The sequence below is a fragment of the Massilia oculi genome, assembly GCF_017582745.1.
Classification (GTDB): domain Bacteria; phylum Pseudomonadota; class Gammaproteobacteria; order Burkholderiales; family Burkholderiaceae_D; genus Telluria; species Telluria oculi_A.
The window spans coordinates 39,131-54,307 of record NZ_JAFVIM010000028.1 but is presented as its reverse complement, the minus strand read 5'-3'; the positions used below and the strand labels follow the sequence as shown (position 1 = coordinate 54,307).

14 protein-coding genes are annotated in these 15,177 nt (G+C 68.2%); 6 read left to right on the top strand and 8 right to left on the bottom strand.

Annotation, left to right across the window (positions count from 1 at the left end):
- The first annotated feature begins 14 nt into the window (after nt 1–14).
- The gene (gene fahA, locus J3U95_RS24330; RefSeq protein WP_208281220.1) at nt 15–1,328 is read left to right on the top strand and encodes a fumarylacetoacetase; all 1,314 of its coding nucleotides are present in this window, start codon (nt 15–17) and stop codon (nt 1,326–1,328) included.
- Between the two features lie 6 nt (nt 1,329–1,334).
- Here the strand turns inward: fahA and J3U95_RS24325 are convergent, their stop codons facing one another.
- On the bottom strand, nt 1,335–1,514 hold the full coding sequence (locus J3U95_RS24325; protein ID WP_208281219.1) for a hypothetical protein: 180 nt from the start codon (nt 1,512–1,514) through the stop codon (nt 1,335–1,337).
- Nucleotides 1,515–1,580: 66 nt separating this feature from the next.
- Between J3U95_RS24325 and J3U95_RS24320 the strand changes: the two genes are divergently transcribed.
- Both J3U95_RS24320 and J3U95_RS24315 read left to right on the top strand, forming a co-directional pair.
- A complete protein-coding gene (locus J3U95_RS24320) occupies nt 1,581–2,183 on the top strand; it encodes a hypothetical protein (protein ID WP_208281218.1) in 603 nt (200 codons plus the stop codon).
- 91 nt (nt 2,184–2,274) lie between these two features.
- Complete coding sequence (locus J3U95_RS24315) at nt 2,275–4,323, top strand: TonB-dependent receptor (RefSeq protein WP_208281217.1); 2,049 nt, start codon at nt 2,275–2,277, stop codon at nt 4,321–4,323.
- Nucleotides 4,324–4,448: 125 nt separating this feature from the next.
- Here J3U95_RS24315 and J3U95_RS24310 read toward each other — a convergent pair whose 3' ends face one another.
- The 5 genes from J3U95_RS24310 to J3U95_RS24290 all read right to left on the bottom strand — a co-directional run bounded on the left by J3U95_RS24310 (nt 4,449) and on the right by J3U95_RS24290 (nt 8,308).
- Nucleotides 4,449–5,087 carry a superoxide dismutase gene (locus J3U95_RS24310; protein ID WP_208281216.1) on the bottom strand — a complete coding sequence of 213 codons (639 nt, stop codon included), beginning with the start codon at nt 5,085–5,087 and terminating at the stop codon, nt 4,449–4,451.
- A 228-nt stretch (nt 5,088–5,315) separates the two neighbouring features.
- On the bottom strand, nt 5,316–5,642 hold the full coding sequence (locus J3U95_RS24305) for a DUF3325 family protein (protein ID WP_208281215.1): 327 nt from the start codon (nt 5,640–5,642) through the stop codon (nt 5,316–5,318).
- Nucleotides 5,635–7,314, bottom strand: a complete 1,680-nt coding sequence (locus tag J3U95_RS24300; RefSeq protein WP_208281214.1) for a PepSY-associated TM helix domain-containing protein — start codon at nt 7,312–7,314, stop codon at nt 5,635–5,637. Before J3U95_RS24300 ends, J3U95_RS24305 begins: the two co-directional genes overlap by 8 nt.
- 1 nt (nt 7,315) lies before the next feature.
- A complete protein-coding gene (locus tag J3U95_RS24295) occupies nt 7,316–7,624 on the bottom strand; it encodes a hypothetical protein (RefSeq protein ID WP_005669920.1) in 309 nt (102 codons plus the stop codon).
- A gap of 183 nt (nt 7,625–7,807) precedes the next feature.
- Entirely contained in the window at nt 7,808–8,308 is a 501-nt protein-coding gene (locus J3U95_RS24290) for a nuclear transport factor 2 family protein (protein ID WP_208281213.1), read from the bottom strand.
- 228 nt (nt 8,309–8,536) lie between these two features.
- Between J3U95_RS24290 and J3U95_RS24285 the strand changes: the two genes are divergently transcribed.
- Together J3U95_RS24285 and J3U95_RS24280 are read left to right on the top strand one after the other, a co-directional pair.
- Entirely contained in the window at nt 8,537–10,408 is a 1,872-nt protein-coding gene (locus J3U95_RS24285) for a PAS domain S-box protein (protein WP_208281212.1), read from the top strand.
- A 70-nt stretch (nt 10,409–10,478) separates the two neighbouring features.
- Entirely contained in the window at nt 10,479–10,805 is a 327-nt protein-coding gene (locus J3U95_RS24280; protein WP_208281211.1) for a hypothetical protein, read from the top strand.
- Between the two features lie 60 nt (nt 10,806–10,865).
- On the opposite strand, the gene J3U95_RS24275 is transcribed toward J3U95_RS24280, so the two are convergent.
- Together J3U95_RS24275 and J3U95_RS24270 are read right to left on the bottom strand one after the other, a co-directional pair.
- A complete protein-coding gene (locus J3U95_RS24275) occupies nt 10,866–11,882 on the bottom strand; it encodes an aryl-sulfate sulfotransferase (RefSeq protein ID WP_208281210.1) in 1,017 nt (338 codons plus the stop codon).
- Complete coding sequence (locus tag J3U95_RS24270; protein WP_208281209.1) at nt 11,876–12,382, bottom strand: aryl-sulfate sulfotransferase N-terminal domain-containing protein; 507 nt, start codon at nt 12,380–12,382, stop codon at nt 11,876–11,878. Before J3U95_RS24270 ends, J3U95_RS24275 begins: the two co-directional genes overlap by 7 nt.
- A gap of 178 nt (nt 12,383–12,560) precedes the next feature.
- Between J3U95_RS24270 and J3U95_RS24265 the strand changes: the two genes are divergently transcribed.
- Entirely contained in the window at nt 12,561–15,047 is a 2,487-nt protein-coding gene (locus J3U95_RS24265; RefSeq protein WP_208281208.1) for a heavy metal translocating P-type ATPase, read from the top strand.
- Nucleotides 15,048–15,177: the final 130 nt, after the last annotated feature.

Below are 15,177 nucleotides of genomic sequence, written 5' to 3'. Positions count from 1 at the left end.
CCGGAGGACCCGATATGGACAAGCCGCAGCTCGACCGCACGCTGGACCCCGCCTTGCGCAGCTGGGTGGCGTCGGCGAACGCCCCGGACACCGACTTCCCGATCCAGAACCTGCCGTTCGGGCGCTTCCGGCGCCAGGGCGAACTGGCCTGGCGCATCGGCGTCGCCATCGGCGACCAGGTGCTCGACCTCGAATGCGCCGGCCTGGTGGCGGACGCCGACATGAACCGCCTGATGGGGCAGGGAAGGACGGCGCGCGAAGCCCTGCGCCTCGCCATCTCGCGCGGCCTGGCCGAGGGCAGCGCCAGGCGCGAAGCCTGGCTGGCGCGCGGCGCCCTGGTGGCCCAGGCCGAGGTCGAGCTGGGGCTGCCGTGCACGATCGGCGACTATACCGATTTTCACACGGGCATCCACCATGCGACCACGGTCGGGCGCATGGTCTTTCCCGACAGTCCGCTGGGCGCCAATTACAAGTGGGTGCCGCTGGCCTACCACGGCCGCGCCTCGTCGATCGGCGTGAGCGGCCAGCGCTTTCACCGCCCGCACGGCCAGGCGCTGGTCCCGGGCGCGACCGCCATCGCGCCGGTGCTGGGCCCTTCGGCCTGCGTCGATTTCGAGCTCGAACTGGGCGCCTTCATCGGCAAGCCGAATGCGCCCGGGACGCCAATCGCGATCGGCGACGCCGAGGAACACCTGTTCGGCTTCACCCTGCTCAATGACTGGAGCGCGCGTGACATCCAGGCCTGGGAATACCATCCGCTCGGGCCCTTCCTGTCGAAAAGCTTCGCCACCACCATCTCGCCCTGGATCGTCACGCCGGAGGCGCTGGCGCCGTTTCGCGCGCCGTCGGCGCGGCCCGGGGGTGACCCCGCGCCGCTTCCCTACCTCGACTCCGCGCGCAACCGCGAGCACGGGGCGATCGACATCACGCTCGAAGCATGGATCCGGAGCGCCGCCATGGCGCGCGCCGGCCTGCCGCCCGAGCGCCTCATGCGGTCGAGCTACCGCGACGCCTACTGGACCGTGGCGCAGATGATCGCTCACCATGCGGTGGGCGGCTGCAATCTGCGCAGCGGCGACCTGCTCGGCAGCGGCACCCTGTCCGGACCGCAGCCGGAGCAGGGCGGTTCGCTGCTCGAGCTGGGCGCCGCCGGACGGCGCTCCCTGGCGCTGTCGAATGGCGAGACACGCCGCTGGCTCGCGGATGGCGACACCGTGATCCTGCGCGGCTTCTGCGAGCGGCCGGGCTACCGGCGCATCGGTTTCGGCGAATGCGCCGGGACGGTGTTGCCGGCCACGCCGATGGCGCGCGCCTGCGCCGTGCCTTGAGCCGTCTCAGCGGCCCGGCTGGCCGCGGGTGCCGGTCCAGACCCGCGCCACCAGATAGGGCGGCTGGCCCTGGTCGGCGGCGCCGGAAAAGATCGGATTGCGGTGCAGCTGGTTAACGGCGACGTACAGCCGGGAGTCGGGACCGAAGTGGGCATTGTCGGGCCACAGGAAGCGCGCATCGCGCACCAGGGGCCGTAGCGCGCCGTTCTTGTCGAGGACGTCGATGCCGTTGGCCGACAGGTTGGTGAAGAAGTGGTATCGGTGGCGGCGCCGTCCGAGATCGGTTTGCCGCCCACGCGCACGATGGCGGCGCCGACCTTGGCGTCCGGGGCGCCGTCGCGCAGCAGGCGCGCCGGCAGCGCATACCAGGCGGTGCCGTTCATCGCGCCGATAGACAGGGTTTCGCCATCGGCCGACAGCGTGATCGAATTGCTGCAATACCGCGACCGTACCCAGCCCCAGGGCAGCGGCAACAGCTTCGCGCCGCCGCAAGCCTTCACCAGCCCGGCCTTCCCGAAGTCGATGCATGTGTGCTTCTACGTGCGCGAGGACGTCGATTTCAACGAGTTCGTGCGCGACCTCGAGGCCGAGGCGGCGCGCCGCGGCATGCACAATGTGAAGGCGAACCGCATCGTCGCCTCGAACAGCGAGCAGGACCGGCGCCAGGCGCCGCTCGATATGCTCACCAACCGCATCACCAGCGGCAAGTCCGACGGCTGGTCGCTGATCTATGCGAAAGGCCCGGAAGGCGAACAGCTGGAATTCGTCCAGGTGCGCGGGCAGGCCAAGCGGGTCTTTGGCGAGGCGCTGCAAGCGCGCGGGCGCGCAGTGGCCGCGACGCGCTTCCAGGAGTAGCAGCGACCAGGCAGGGAATGCGTGGCTTGCTGGAATTATTGAGAATGGGATATCATTATCGAATTCCCGTGATACTCCGACCTCCTCGATAATGAAACTAAAGCTTCTGCCCCTGGCGCTGGGCCTGTCCGGCTTCGCGCCCGCTGTCCATGCCGCCGACCCCGCGATCGTCATGGGCGAGGTGCGCGTCAGCGCGCAGCGCGACGCTGGCGCGCTGCGTTCGTCCACGATCCTGACCTCGGTCGACGTGCTTGGCGCCGACAAGATCGAAGACCAGCAGGTCGCCAGCAGCTGGGAACTGGTCGGGCAGCTGCCCGGCACCCAGATGACCGAATTCCGCATGGGCGCCGAGTCGGGCAAGGCGACCTTCCGCGCCTTCAACGGCGAAGGGTATATCAACGCCATCAAGGTGCTGATCGACGGCATTCCGAGCAATGTCAACAGCGGTAACCAGCGCTTCATCGACATGATCTTTCCGCTCGAAGTCGACTATGTCGAAGTGGTGCGCGGCACCAACGACCCGCGTTACGGTCTGCACAACATCGGCGGCAACATCAACCTCGGGACGCGCCAGGGCGGCAACTACTTCGACGGTCGTTTCACCGTCGGCAGCTTCGACACGCGCGAAGCCCAACTGGTCTATGGGCGCGAGGCCGACGGCTTTTCCCAGAACTATGTCCTGGCAAAACAGGATTCCAGCAGCTACCGCCGCAGCCACGGCGACTCGGAGCGCTACACGGCAGCCGGCAAGTGGTTCCTGACGTCGAAGGACAAGTCGCTCACCGGCGGCATCGTGCTGCGCACCTATAAGCATGACGCCGACGAGCCAGGATTTCTGACCGCCACCGAACTGGCCGCCGACCGGCGCCAGTCGCCGGCCAAGAACGTCAACGACATCACCTACCGCGAGATGAACCACGCCAGTGCCCACCTGGACTGGCAAATCTCGAAAGACGCCTTCCTCAGCAACAAGCTGTACTACAACGATTACCGCGACGACCGCCGCGTCACCTTCACCAGCAACCCGGAAGGCAACGGGCCGCGCCAGCGCCGCGAGTGGGATGAGCACCAGTTCGGCTTCATGAGCACACTGACCTGGCGCGCCAGCGAGCGTGTCACGGTCGACGGCGGCGTGAACACAGAGCGCCAGAACAATTTCTACAAGCGTTCGCGCTACGCGTATGCGATGCCGACCGATTTCAGCAACCCGGCGCGGGTACAAAACGACGACCGCTATTACCTGAACAACGTCGGCGCCTATGCCCAGGCGGTGATCAAGGCCACCGACACGCTGCGCATCGTGCCGGGATACCGGGTCGACCGTTTTACCGGCAGCAATCCGCTGCCCGGCGGCGGATCGGCCGGCCTGCAGGACTACGGCTGGATCAAGCAGCCGAAACTGAGCATGGTGTACTCCCCGGCCGAAGACGTCAGCGTGTACGCCAACTGGGGCCGCACCTTCCAGATTCTGACCGGATCGGTCATGCCGGCCTACCTGCTGCCGGGGCAGGGTCCGTTCGACGCCTCGACCAATACCGGCAAGGAAATTGGCATCAAGCTCAAGCCGAGCGCGCGCTCCGACCTGCGCCTGGCGATCTGGCGCCAGGACGCCTCCGGCGAGGCGGCGAACATGCCGGCCACCGGCACCTCGGTGGCGCTCGGCGAGACCCGGCGCGAGGGCATCGACCTGCAATTGTCTGGCCGCCTGTCGGACCGGCTCCAGGTCTGGGCGTCGCATTCGCTCCAGAAGGCCGAGGCGGTGAGCGCCATGACCGACGCCGGCGTTTCGCTGGCCGGCAAGGAACTGTTTTCGACGCCGCGCTACATCAGCAACGTCGGACTCGACTACCATCCGTCCGAGCGCTGGCACCTCGGCTTGCAGGGCCGGGCACAGGGCGATTACTACATCGACCGTGCGAACCAGCTCGGCAAGTACGGCGGCTTTGTGTTGTTCGATGCTAATGTGTCGTATGCAATCACGTCCCGTGTGAGCATCGACCTGCAGGTCAAGAACCTGGCCGACCGTCGGTACGAATATGCGTGGTACGACGAATACTGGTGGCCGGCCAACCAGGCCCAACCGATGTATTCGTCGGGCAACGGGCGCGCCGCTTATTTGTCGCTGAATTTCAAGCTGTAACGCACGCCGCCCTTGCCAGCAGCATGTGAAAAGCCACCGCGAGGTGGCTTTTTGTCGTATTGCGCGTGCACGAAAACGGCACGCCACATGTCGGCGTGCCGCTCGCGAACGAACGGCGCGTTGGATCAGCCGGCCTGGCTGCTCAAGGCCTCATCGTAACGACGCTCGACTTCGGCCCAGTTGATGATGTTGAAGAAAGCCGCGATGTAGTCGGGACGCTTGTTCTGGTATTGCAGGTAATAGGCGTGCTCCCAGACGTCCAGGCCCAGGATCGGCGTGCCGCCCGACATGCCGGCGAACTCGCCCATCAGCGGGCTGTCCTGGTTGGCGCTGCTTTCGACCAGCAGCTTGCCGTCCTTGCCCAGGGTCAGCCAGGCCCAACCGCTACCGAAGCGGGTTTGCGCGGCTTTGGTGAAGGCATCCTTGAAGCGGTCGAAGCCGCCGAGGTCGTCCTCGATGGCCTTGGCCAGCTTGCCCGAAGGCTGGCCGCCATCCGGGCTCAGCACGGTCCAGAACAGCGCGTGGTTGGCGTGGCCGCCGCCGTTGTTGCGCACCACGTTCTGGATGTTCTGCGGCAGTGCGCCGATATTGCTGATCAGTTCTTCGACCGGCACCTCGGCCACGCTGGCTTCGGCCAGGGCGTTGTTGACGTTGGTGATATAGGTCTGGTGGTGCTTGGTGTGGTGGATTTCCATCGTGCGCGCATCGAAATGCGGCTCGAGGGCATCGTAGGCATAGGGCAGTGGCGGCAGTGCATAAGGCATGATCATTCTCCGTTCAGATGGTTGTAAACACTGTTTCGGCATGAAGCGTTGCACCGGGACCGGACAGGGTCCCGCGATTTGCATGCGTTGGTCGTATTACACAACCTCAAGCGCGCTTGAGGTCAAGTGGAGTGCGCGGCCTGTGCGGTTGCGCCGTTCCAACGACGTATTGCCATGCGGGCGAACCGGGCGAGAAGGCGGGACGCGCGAACGCATCCCGGGGACGACTCACCGGGCGCCTGGTCCTGTCCAGAATACCAGCATCCCGAGGATGCTGGCGCGCCAGGTGAGCGTGAAGGCGATCGTGAGCGTGGCGCCGGCCAGCGCCATGAACCATACCAGCACCGCGATCGACGGCGAATCCACCGTCAGGCAGAGGACCAGCGACAGCAGCAGGCTTGCTGCGCCGCCCAGGCGCAGGGTCCTGGCCAGAGCCGGAGTACGGGGGGCTGCCCCCCTTACCTGGGACCAGTGCACGTCCATCGACAGGGCGAACCAGCCCATGCCGGCCAGAGAGGCCAGCAGGGCCAGCAGCAGGAGCAGCGCGTCAGGCATGGCCGGCCTCCAGGGTCACGTTCTTGACCGCCAGCGGGCGCGCTTCGCGCTGGCGCAGCTTGCGCGCGGCCAGCACCGCCAGCGCGGCGCTGGCCAGCATGAACAGGTCGGCGCCGGCCACCGGCCAGTAGCCGGAGGCGATCGTGCGCAGCAGGTGGTCGCCGGTGGTGATCCAGTTGAGCACCGGCGCCGTCACCGCCAGCACGGCGATGGCCAGGCACTGCTCGCGCCATGCCGGAGCCAGGCGGCCCTCGGCGACCGCTGCGGTGCGCCAGAAGGCGTGCGCGCCGGCCACGACCCAGCTGCCCCAGAACAGGTATTTCTCCATGGCGCCGCGCAGCGGCCAGCCGGCCGGCATGACGTCGGGCAGCAGGCGGTTGGCGATCAGGATGGACAAGGTGGCCACCAGCATGCCGGTGACGACCGTGACGGCCAGCGCATCGACCACGCGCGCGCCGCTCACGCCCTGCTTGGCGTGCTGGCGCTTGCGCTTCTCGACGAAGAAGAACAGGCCGGTGGCGATGCAGGCCGCGCCCGACAGGCCGCCCAGCACGTACAGCCAGCGCAGCAACCAGTGCTTGAAGTGCTGCAGGTGCAGGCCGGTCAGGAATTCATTGATGCGCGCCACCACGGTGGGCGGCGGATCCTCGCGCAGCAGCTCGCCGGTGGAGGCCTTGAAGTGGATGCCTTCGCCGGCCAGCTGGACGCGGTCGGTGCCGGCGCGGTACACGCTGACATAGCCGTTGGCGTCGCCGACGTGGGTGACGTTCAGGAAGCCGACGTCGCCGGCCATGCCTTTCGCCGCCCAGCGGCGCTGGGCCTCGGCCACCATGGCGTCGACCGAGGCGATCGGGGCCGCCACGCCGGCGCGGTCGTGCGGCAGGCCGGTTTCCTTGGACTCGAGCACTTCATGGCGGTCGTGCAGCGGGGCCAGCTGGGTATGCGTGACCGGGAAATAGATGTAGGCGAAGATCACCAGGCCGGTGAAGGCGAAGAAGAAGTGGAAGGGCAGGGCCACGACGCCGGTCAGGTTGTGCAGGTCGAGCATGCTGCGCTGGGTGCTCTTGTTCGGGCGGAAGGTGAACAGTTCGCGGAAGATCTTGCGGTGCATGATGACGCCGGTAACGAGGGCCATCAGCATCATCAGGGCCGAGAAGCCGACGATCCAGTAGCCGACGTTCTTCCAGTCGAGGGTCAGGCTGTAGTGCAGCGGATAGAAGAACTCGCTGCCGATCTTGAGGCGGTCGACCGGCAGGAGATCTCCGGTGCGCGGATCGACCGTGCGCAAGGCCCAGATCGCCGTTTCATGGTCCTTGGCGTTCGGCACTTCATAGCTGGCGAACAGCGCCAGCACCGGATCGCGGTGGGTGGTATAGGCGCCCCAGCTGCGCGGCGTGTCGAAGGTGGCCGGCAGCGGGCCGTCGGCCAGCGGCGCCGTCATGGCGCGGGCGGCGGCGTCGGGCTGCATTTCCTTGAAGATCGGCGCCAGCATCTTGTCGAACGACGGCATCGGCTGCGGTTCGTAGCGGGTGTCGGGAATGGCCCAGCGGTCGATCTCGCGGTCGAACACGGACAGCGAGCCGAAGAAGAACACGACCATCAGCACCAGGCCCAGCGCCAGGCCGAACCAGGTGTGCAGCCAAGCCATCGTGTGGCGGAAGTTGGGGAACATATCAGACCCCCGACGCGATGATCAGGCTCTGCAGCCACCAGGCCACCGCGCTCATCAGCGCGCCGCCGCCCACCAGCACCAGCGCGACCTTGCGCAGCCCCTGGGTGGCGAAGGCCACCAGGAAGGCGGTCAGGAAGACCAGGAAGCCGATGATGTACGACAGGTGCTCGGCATCGTGGAATTCCATGCCGGCGCTGTACAGCAGGGCGATGCCCAGGGCAACGACGCCCCAGGTGAAGGCGTAGCCGCCGAGGATGGCCACCGCGGTGCGCGAGGCGATGTGGCGTGGCGTGAGGGTGAGTGAGGTCATGATCGCGCTGGTTGGGCGTGGCAGGAATGAAAAGCTGTAAATGCGACAGCAAATGATAATCATTCTCATGATAGATGCATCACGCCGCCTTGACAAGCAATCGCGCCGATTTTGAACACGGCCGTGGCCGACAAACATCGGGGCCTCGCCCGCCGGTCCGAGCGATCGGGAGAGGGCGGCCGCTTAGCGCTGTGTCCGGAGGTCGCGCTGGATCGCGAGCGGGCGGATTTCGGTGGTTTGCTGCATGGTGTTGCGCCACCCTTCCGGCCCCAGCACCCACATGCGTACATAACGTCCGCGCAGTTCGCGCGGGCCGTCGGCGCCCTGGGTCAAGGCCCGGAACCTGCCCGTGACCAGGGCCGCCTGGCCATTGTCGAGCATCCGGATTTCGGAATCGTCGATTTCGTAGGAGCGGAACTCGTATTCGCCGCGAGTCAGCAGTTGCAGGAATTCAGTCTTGGTGCGGGCGCGGCCGCGGGTCTCGACGTGGTAATAGTCGCGGCTGATCAGGTCGCGCAGGACGGTCACATCGCGGCTGGACACGGCCTTGGCGCGCCGCTGCTCGGCCGCGCGCAGGGCCGCGACCTCACGCCCGGCGCCGGCCGTACCCGCGGAGGTTCCTGGTCTGGACGTACCGGACAAGGTGACGTCTTCGGCCGTCGCCGCGGCGGATGGCTGAAACACGGCGAGGCAAAGCAGGACGCATGACAGGGAGGGCAGGATTCGCATGGTGGGCAAGTGAATGATCGCACGCGCAAGTATATAAAGTCTCGCGAACAGATATGTAACAAAGTTTTGCAATCTTGCGGTGTGGATAGTACAGGTTCTTGTGTGCGGAGAATCGGGAGCCTGCTCTGCTACAGTGACGTACGGCCATTCGGCGACCGACCGGAGATAATCTTTCTTGACGCCATGATTGCAGCCGCCCTGCCTCCCGATGAAAACGAGCGTCTCGCGCTGCTGCGCGAGCTCGACCTGCTGGACACGCCGGCCGAGCCGGTGTTCGACCGGGTCGTGCGCCTGGCCAGCCGCCTGCTGCAGGTGCCGATGGCGGCGTTCTCGCTGATCGACGCCGAGCGCCAGTGGTGCAAGTCGCGGGTGGGCATCGAGGCCGGCGAGACGCCGCGCGCGGATGCCTTCTGCGCTCACACGATCCTGCAGGACGAGCCGCTGGTGGTGCCGGATGCGCGCCGCGACCCGCGCTTCGCCCGCAATCCGCTGGTCACCGGCGCCCCCGACATCCGCTTCTACGCCGGCGTGCCGGTGCGCTCGAGCGGGGGACTGGCGCTGGGCACCCTGTGCGCGATCGACGTTGTGCCGCGCCAGCTCGACGCCGAGCAGAAGGCGGTGCTGGTCGACCTGGCCGCCATCATCATGCGCGAAGTGCAGTACCGCGAACGGCTGGCGGCGGCGCGCTCGCGGCTGCAGCACAGCGATGCGGTGCTGGACGCGAGCGAAGAGCGCTTTCGCGCGGTGTTCGAGATCGCCAGCGTCGGCATCGCGCTGACGACGCCGGACGGGCGCTGGATCAGCGTCAACCGGGCGCTGTGCGAGCTGCTCGGCCATACGGCCGGCGAGCTGCAGGGACGCGGGTTCGCCGACGTCACCCACGCGGACGACCGTGCCGGGGACGCGGCCCTGATGGACCGGCTGGCGCGGGGCGAGATCGACTTCCTGCGGCGCCAGAAGCGCTACCTGCGCCGTGACGGCTCGCCGGTCTGGGTCGAGGTCGACGTCAAGCGCAAGCTGGATGCCGCCGGGCGCCCCGAATACGACGTGGCGGTGATCAAGGACATCCATGCGCAAAAGCTGGCGGAAGAAGAACTGGCGCGCCTGCACGCCGATCTCGAGCGGCGGGTCGAGGCGCGCACACGCGAGCTGGGCGATCGCGAGGAAGAACTGCGCAGCGTGATCGACAACGCCAACGACGCCTACATCAGCCTGGACCGCAACGGCCGGGTCACCGCCTGGAACCGCCAGGCCGAGCAGACCTTCGGCTGGAGCGCAAAAGAGGCGCTGGGCCGGCCGCTCGAGGCGCTGATCATCCCGGCCGAGCTGGCCGGCGCCCACCGCGGCGGCATGCAGCTCTACCTGCGCACCGGCACCTCGCGCATCCTCGACCGCCGGGTCGAGCTGCCGGCGCTGCGACGCGACGGCAGCCGGCTGACGGTCGAGGTGCGCATCCGCCGCCACGAGGTGCGCGGCGAACCCGTGTTCAGCGCCTTCCTGCACGACGTCACCCTGCGCAAGCAGCGCGACGCCCAGCGCGAATACGAGACCCGGCACGACCTGCTGACCGGCCTGCAGAACCGGCGCGCACTGATGGAGGCGCTGCCGCTGGCGCAGGCGAGGGCAAGCCGCGCCCAGGGCCGGCTTGGCCTGCTGTTCATCGACCTGGATGGTTTCAAGGCGGTCAACGACCAGCTCGGCCATGACGGCGGCGACGCCTTGCTGCGGGCCATCGCGGCGCGCCTGCGCCAGGCGGTGCGGCGCACCGACAGCGTGTTCCGGCTGGCGGGCGACGAGTTCACGGTGCTGCTCGCGGACCTGGCCGATGGCCTGGACGATGCGCACCGGGTCGGCCGCAAGCTGGTCGAGACGGTCTCCATGCCCGTCGAGCTGTGCGGCGCGACGGTGCGGGTCGGGGCCAGCATCGGCATCGCGGTCCAGGCGCCGGGGCAGGCGCCCACGCCGGAAGAATTGATCAAGGAGGCCGACCACTGGATGTACGAGGCCAAGAAATCCGGGCGCGGCTGCGTGCTGCCGCTTCCGTCTTCGCCGTAACAGGATTAGGATGTGAACATCGCAGGCGGCCCGCGCCGCATGCCGGCCGCTCACAATCCAGGAGAACGCCATGCATACCGCAAACTCACCGGACATCCTCCCGCACAAGGGCACGCTGCGCATCGATCTGTTGCGGGTCGGCCTGGCGACCGCGATGATCCTGCTGGTGCCGCAGGTCGCCATGCAGTTCACGCACCATGTGGTGTGGAGCGGCGGCGATTTCGCCGCCGCCGCACTGCTGCTGGCCGGCGCCGGGCTGGCCTGCCTGCGCACCGCGCGCCGCGTGGCGCGTTGGCGGCCGTGGCAGAGGGTCGCCGCCGTCGGCGCGTTGGCACTGTTCTTCGCCGCCCTGTGGGTGGAGCTGGCGGTTGGCGTCTTCTTCGGTCTCGGCAGCTGATGCGTCGCTGGCCCGGTGCAGCCGCCGCACGCGCTTCCCGAGACCTGTCGGGATGCCCTGCTAGCGCAGCCGCAGCTCCTCGAACCGGAAGGGCTGGGCGATGAACACCGTATTGCAGACCTCACTCGGGTAGGCGTAGTCGAAGGCGACCCGGCCGGCGCTGTCGACCGCCACCAGCCGCGCCTGGGTGCGTTGCTCCAGCGCCGAATAGGCCACCAGGTATTGGCCCGGCGCGCCTTCATAGGCTGACGAACAAATGTCTGACAGTAATTCGCGGTCGGCATCCCAGGTCCAGACCTCGCGCGCCGTGCGCGCTGTTTCGTCGATCGCATACCGCGACGGCGTGCTGTAGCTGCGGTTCTGGCCCGCCGGCGCGCCGGGCGGTTGTTCGGCGCTGGCCAGGCCGTTGTTGAACAGCAGCAGTTCGCGGTTGGGCGCGACCGACAGCGAGTGCTGGCCGATCGGCACCTTGCCTTCGGTGACGCGCAGGGCCAGCGCGCGCAGCGACGGATAATTGACATACCAGTGTTTGGTGGTGTCGCCCAGCAGCCAGCGGATGGCGCCCGTCTCGTAGTCGAGCTTGACGACGAAGTTCTCGCGGCTCGAGATCAGCAGCGAATTGTCGTGAGCATCGTAGATGGCCGAGTTCATGTGGAACCAGTCGGCGCCGTCGCGCACGAAGTTGTCGGGATCGTCGCCGCCGGCGCGCATCGCCGCGCGAAAGATCTGGCCCAGGTCCCATTCCTTCAGCACCCGCCCCGAGATGTCGATCTCGGCCAGGATCGACTCCACCAGCTGCACGTTGCCGACCAGGGCGTCAAGTTCGGCCAGGAAGCCGGTCTTGCCGCGCGCCAGGTCGTGGTGGAAGTTGGTGAAGCGCGGATCGTCGAGCCGGCTGCTGCGCACGGTGCCGTCGACGTCGACCTGGTGCAGCAGCGGCGCGTCCGGGTCGCCGACATAGAAGGCGTCGTCGCCGAACAGCGAGGAGATGGAACTGCCCGGCGCGTCGCCGGCCCAGCGCACCTGGCCGTCGCTGTCGAGGATGACCGGCGTCGTGACGCCGTTCTTGATCAGCATGAATTCGACGCCGGGCGAGGCGCCCCCCGCGCGGTGCGCACCTCGGGCGTGGCATAGACGGTGGCGGGACCGGTGTAGGGGCCGGTGGCCACCGCCACCTGCGCCACGTGGGACGAACCGTCGCGGAAGCGCGTCGTGAGCGTGAGCTCGTTGCGGTGGTTGGCGTACAGGCCGAAGACGGGGACGGCGATGCGCTTGCCGGACGCATCCCAGGCCGCGCGCCGTCCGAGCCAGGCGTGATCATAGGTGACCGCGACCGGCAGCGAATGCGAGCCCGGGCGGCCGGCGATCGTGTAGTGCACGCTGTCGAGGTGGGCGAAGTTGTCGAGCGTATAGCTCAGCTGCGCCACGAAAGGCGTGGCGCCGGCGGCCTGGGCGATGGCGCCGATGCCGGCGCGTTCGGCCTGGGTCTTGTCGTCGTCACTGCCGCAGGCGGACAACAGGACGGCCATCAGTATCCAGAGCAAGAGCGTGGTTGGCGACTTCATCAGCGCATTCATCGAACCTCCTGCGGGTCGTTGCCGAATCCTCGAAACGAGGCACAGCTCTTTTGTATTCCCTTTGGCGGACCGGTGCCTGCGACCGGCGCAATCCTGTTGCGCGAACTAAATGAAAAACGCTTGACCTTCCCATCGTGGGAAGGACTATCCTCTCGATATAGATTCGAGGAACGAGCAAATGAACAACACTGTCCTGAACATCGACGGCATGACCTGCGCCTCGTGCGTGGCGCGGGTCGAGAAGGCGCTGCGCGCGGTGCCGGGCGTGAGCGGCGCCAGCGTCAACCTGGCCACCGAAAAGGCCAGCGTGCAGGGCCAGGCCGCGCCGGAGGTGCTGGCGGCCGCCGTGCGCGCGGCCGGCTACGAGGCGGACATCGAACTGCCGGACGCCACCGGCGCGCCCCCGGCGCGGCGCAAGGAAACGAACGCGCTGCCGGCCTGGTGGCCGGTGGCCGCCGCCATGCTGCTGAGCCTGCCGCTGGTGTTGCCGATGCTGGCCGCACCCTTCGGCCATGAGTGGATGCTGCCCGGCTGGCTGCAGCTGGCCCTGGCCACGCCGGTCCAGTTCTGGCTCGGCGCGCGCTTCTATCGCGCCGGCTGGAAGGCGCTGCGCGCCGGCAGCGGCAATATGGACTTGCTGGTGGCGTTCGGCACCAGCGCCGCCTATGGCCTGTCGGTCTTTCTCCTCTTGAGTGCGGGCGCGCATGGTGCCCATGCCGATCCCGAGCAGCATCTGTATTTCGAAACCTCGGCGGTCGTGATCGCGCTGGTCCTGCTGGGCAAGTGGCTGGAAGGCCGCGCCAAGCGCCAGACCCTGGCCGCGCTGGACGCACTGGGCCGCCTGCGGCCCGACGAGGCGCTGGTGCGGCGCGGCGGCAAGGACGTGCGGGTGGCGCTGGCCGAGCTGCGCGTGGGCGAGCTGATGGTGGTCAAGCCCGGCGCGCGGGCGCCGGCCGACGGCGTCGTGGTCGAGGGCAGCAGCCACCTGGACGAGTCGCTGCTGACCGGCGAGAGCCTGCCGGTGGCGAAACAGCCGGGCGACCGGGTGGCCGGCGGCGCCGTCAATGCCGACGGCCTGCTGCTGGTCGAGGCGACGGCAGTCGGCGCGGCGACGATGCTGTCGCAGATCATCCGCATGGTCGAGGATGCGCAGGCGGTCAAGGCGCCGATCCAGCGCCTGGTGGACCGGGTGAGCGCGGTGTTCGTGCCGGTCGTGCTCGCGATCGCGCTGGCGACCCTGCTGGGCTGGGGCCTGGCGGGCGGCGACTGGCAGGCGGCCCTGCTCAATGCGGTGGCGGTGCTGGTGATCGCCTGCCCCTGCGCGCTGGGCCTGGCCACGCCCACCGCGGTGATGGTCGGCACCGGGGCGGCGGCCCGCCACGGCATCCTGATCAAGGACGCCGAGGCGCTGGAGACCGCGCATGCGCTGGACGTCGTCGTGTTCGACAAGACCGGCACCCTGACCGAGGGCAAGCCGCAGCTGGTGGCCCATGAAGGCGTCGACCCGGCGCGGCTGCTGGCGCTGGCCGCCAGCGTGCAGGGGGGCAGCTCCCACCCGCTGGCGGGCGCCGTGCTCGAGGAAGCGGCGCGCCAGGGCCTGGCGCCGCCGGCGGCCAGCGCCGCGCGCGCCTTGCCGGGCCGCGGCGTCGAGGCCGAGGTCGACGGCGCCACCATCGTGCTCGGCAACCGGCGCCTGATGGAAGAGCTTGGCGTGCCGGCCGCGGGTGGCGAGCGGCATGAAGCGGCCGGGCGTACCGTGTCCTGGCTGGCCGAGCGCAGGGACGGCCGGGTGCGGGTGCTGGGCCTGCTCGCCTTCGGCGACCGCATCAAGCCGGGCGCGCCCGATGCCGTCGCGCGCCTCAAGGAGGCCGGCATCGAGCCGGTCCTGCTCAGCGGCGACAGCCCGGGCGCCGCGCGCACGGTGGCGCAGGCGCTCGGCATCGAGCGCGTGCATGCCGAGGTGCTGCCGCTCGATAAGGCGCAGGTGGTCGCCGGCTTGCGCCAGGACGGGCGCAAGGTGGCGATGGTCGGGGACGGCATCAATGACGCGCCGGCCCTGGCGGCGGCCGACGTCGGCATGGCGATGGCGACCGGCACCGACGTCGCCATGCACAGCGCCGGCGTGACGCTGATGCGCGGCGACCCGCGCCTGGTGGCCGACGCCATCGCCGTATCGCGCCGCACCTACCGCAAGATCCGCCAGAACCTGGGCTGGGCCTTCGTCTATAACGTGATCGGCCTGCCGCTGGCCGCCTTCGGGCTGCTCGATCCGGTGCTGGCCGGCGCCGCGATGGCGGCGAGCTCGGTCAGCGTGGTCGCCAACGCGCTGCTGCTGCGGCGCTGGACGCCTGCGATGGCCAACCCGGCGACCAACCCGGCGGTTACCGCGCCTGCACCCGTATCCGAACCGATTTCAACCACCGGGGCTGACAGGCCCCAAACGACAGGAGAGAACACCATGTATGAACTGACCGTGGAAGGCATGAGCTGCAACCATTGCGTGGGCCGCGTCACCAAATCGGTGCAGGCGGTCGACGCCGACGCCAAGGTCGCTATCGATCTCGACAAGGCCAGCGTGCGCATCGACAGCCAGGCCGACCTGGACCGCATCGTGGCCGCCATCGACGGCGCCGGGTATCCGGTCACCGCGCGCGCCTCAGCCTAGGACTTTTTCGTCACAAGGTATCAATTGTGGACGATTAGACATTAAATTCCCTCCCTATGCAGTGGGAATTGCGCTATATTTTATTGAAACGACAATAAAGGCAGGCGCCGCCCGGACAGCCCAACAACCA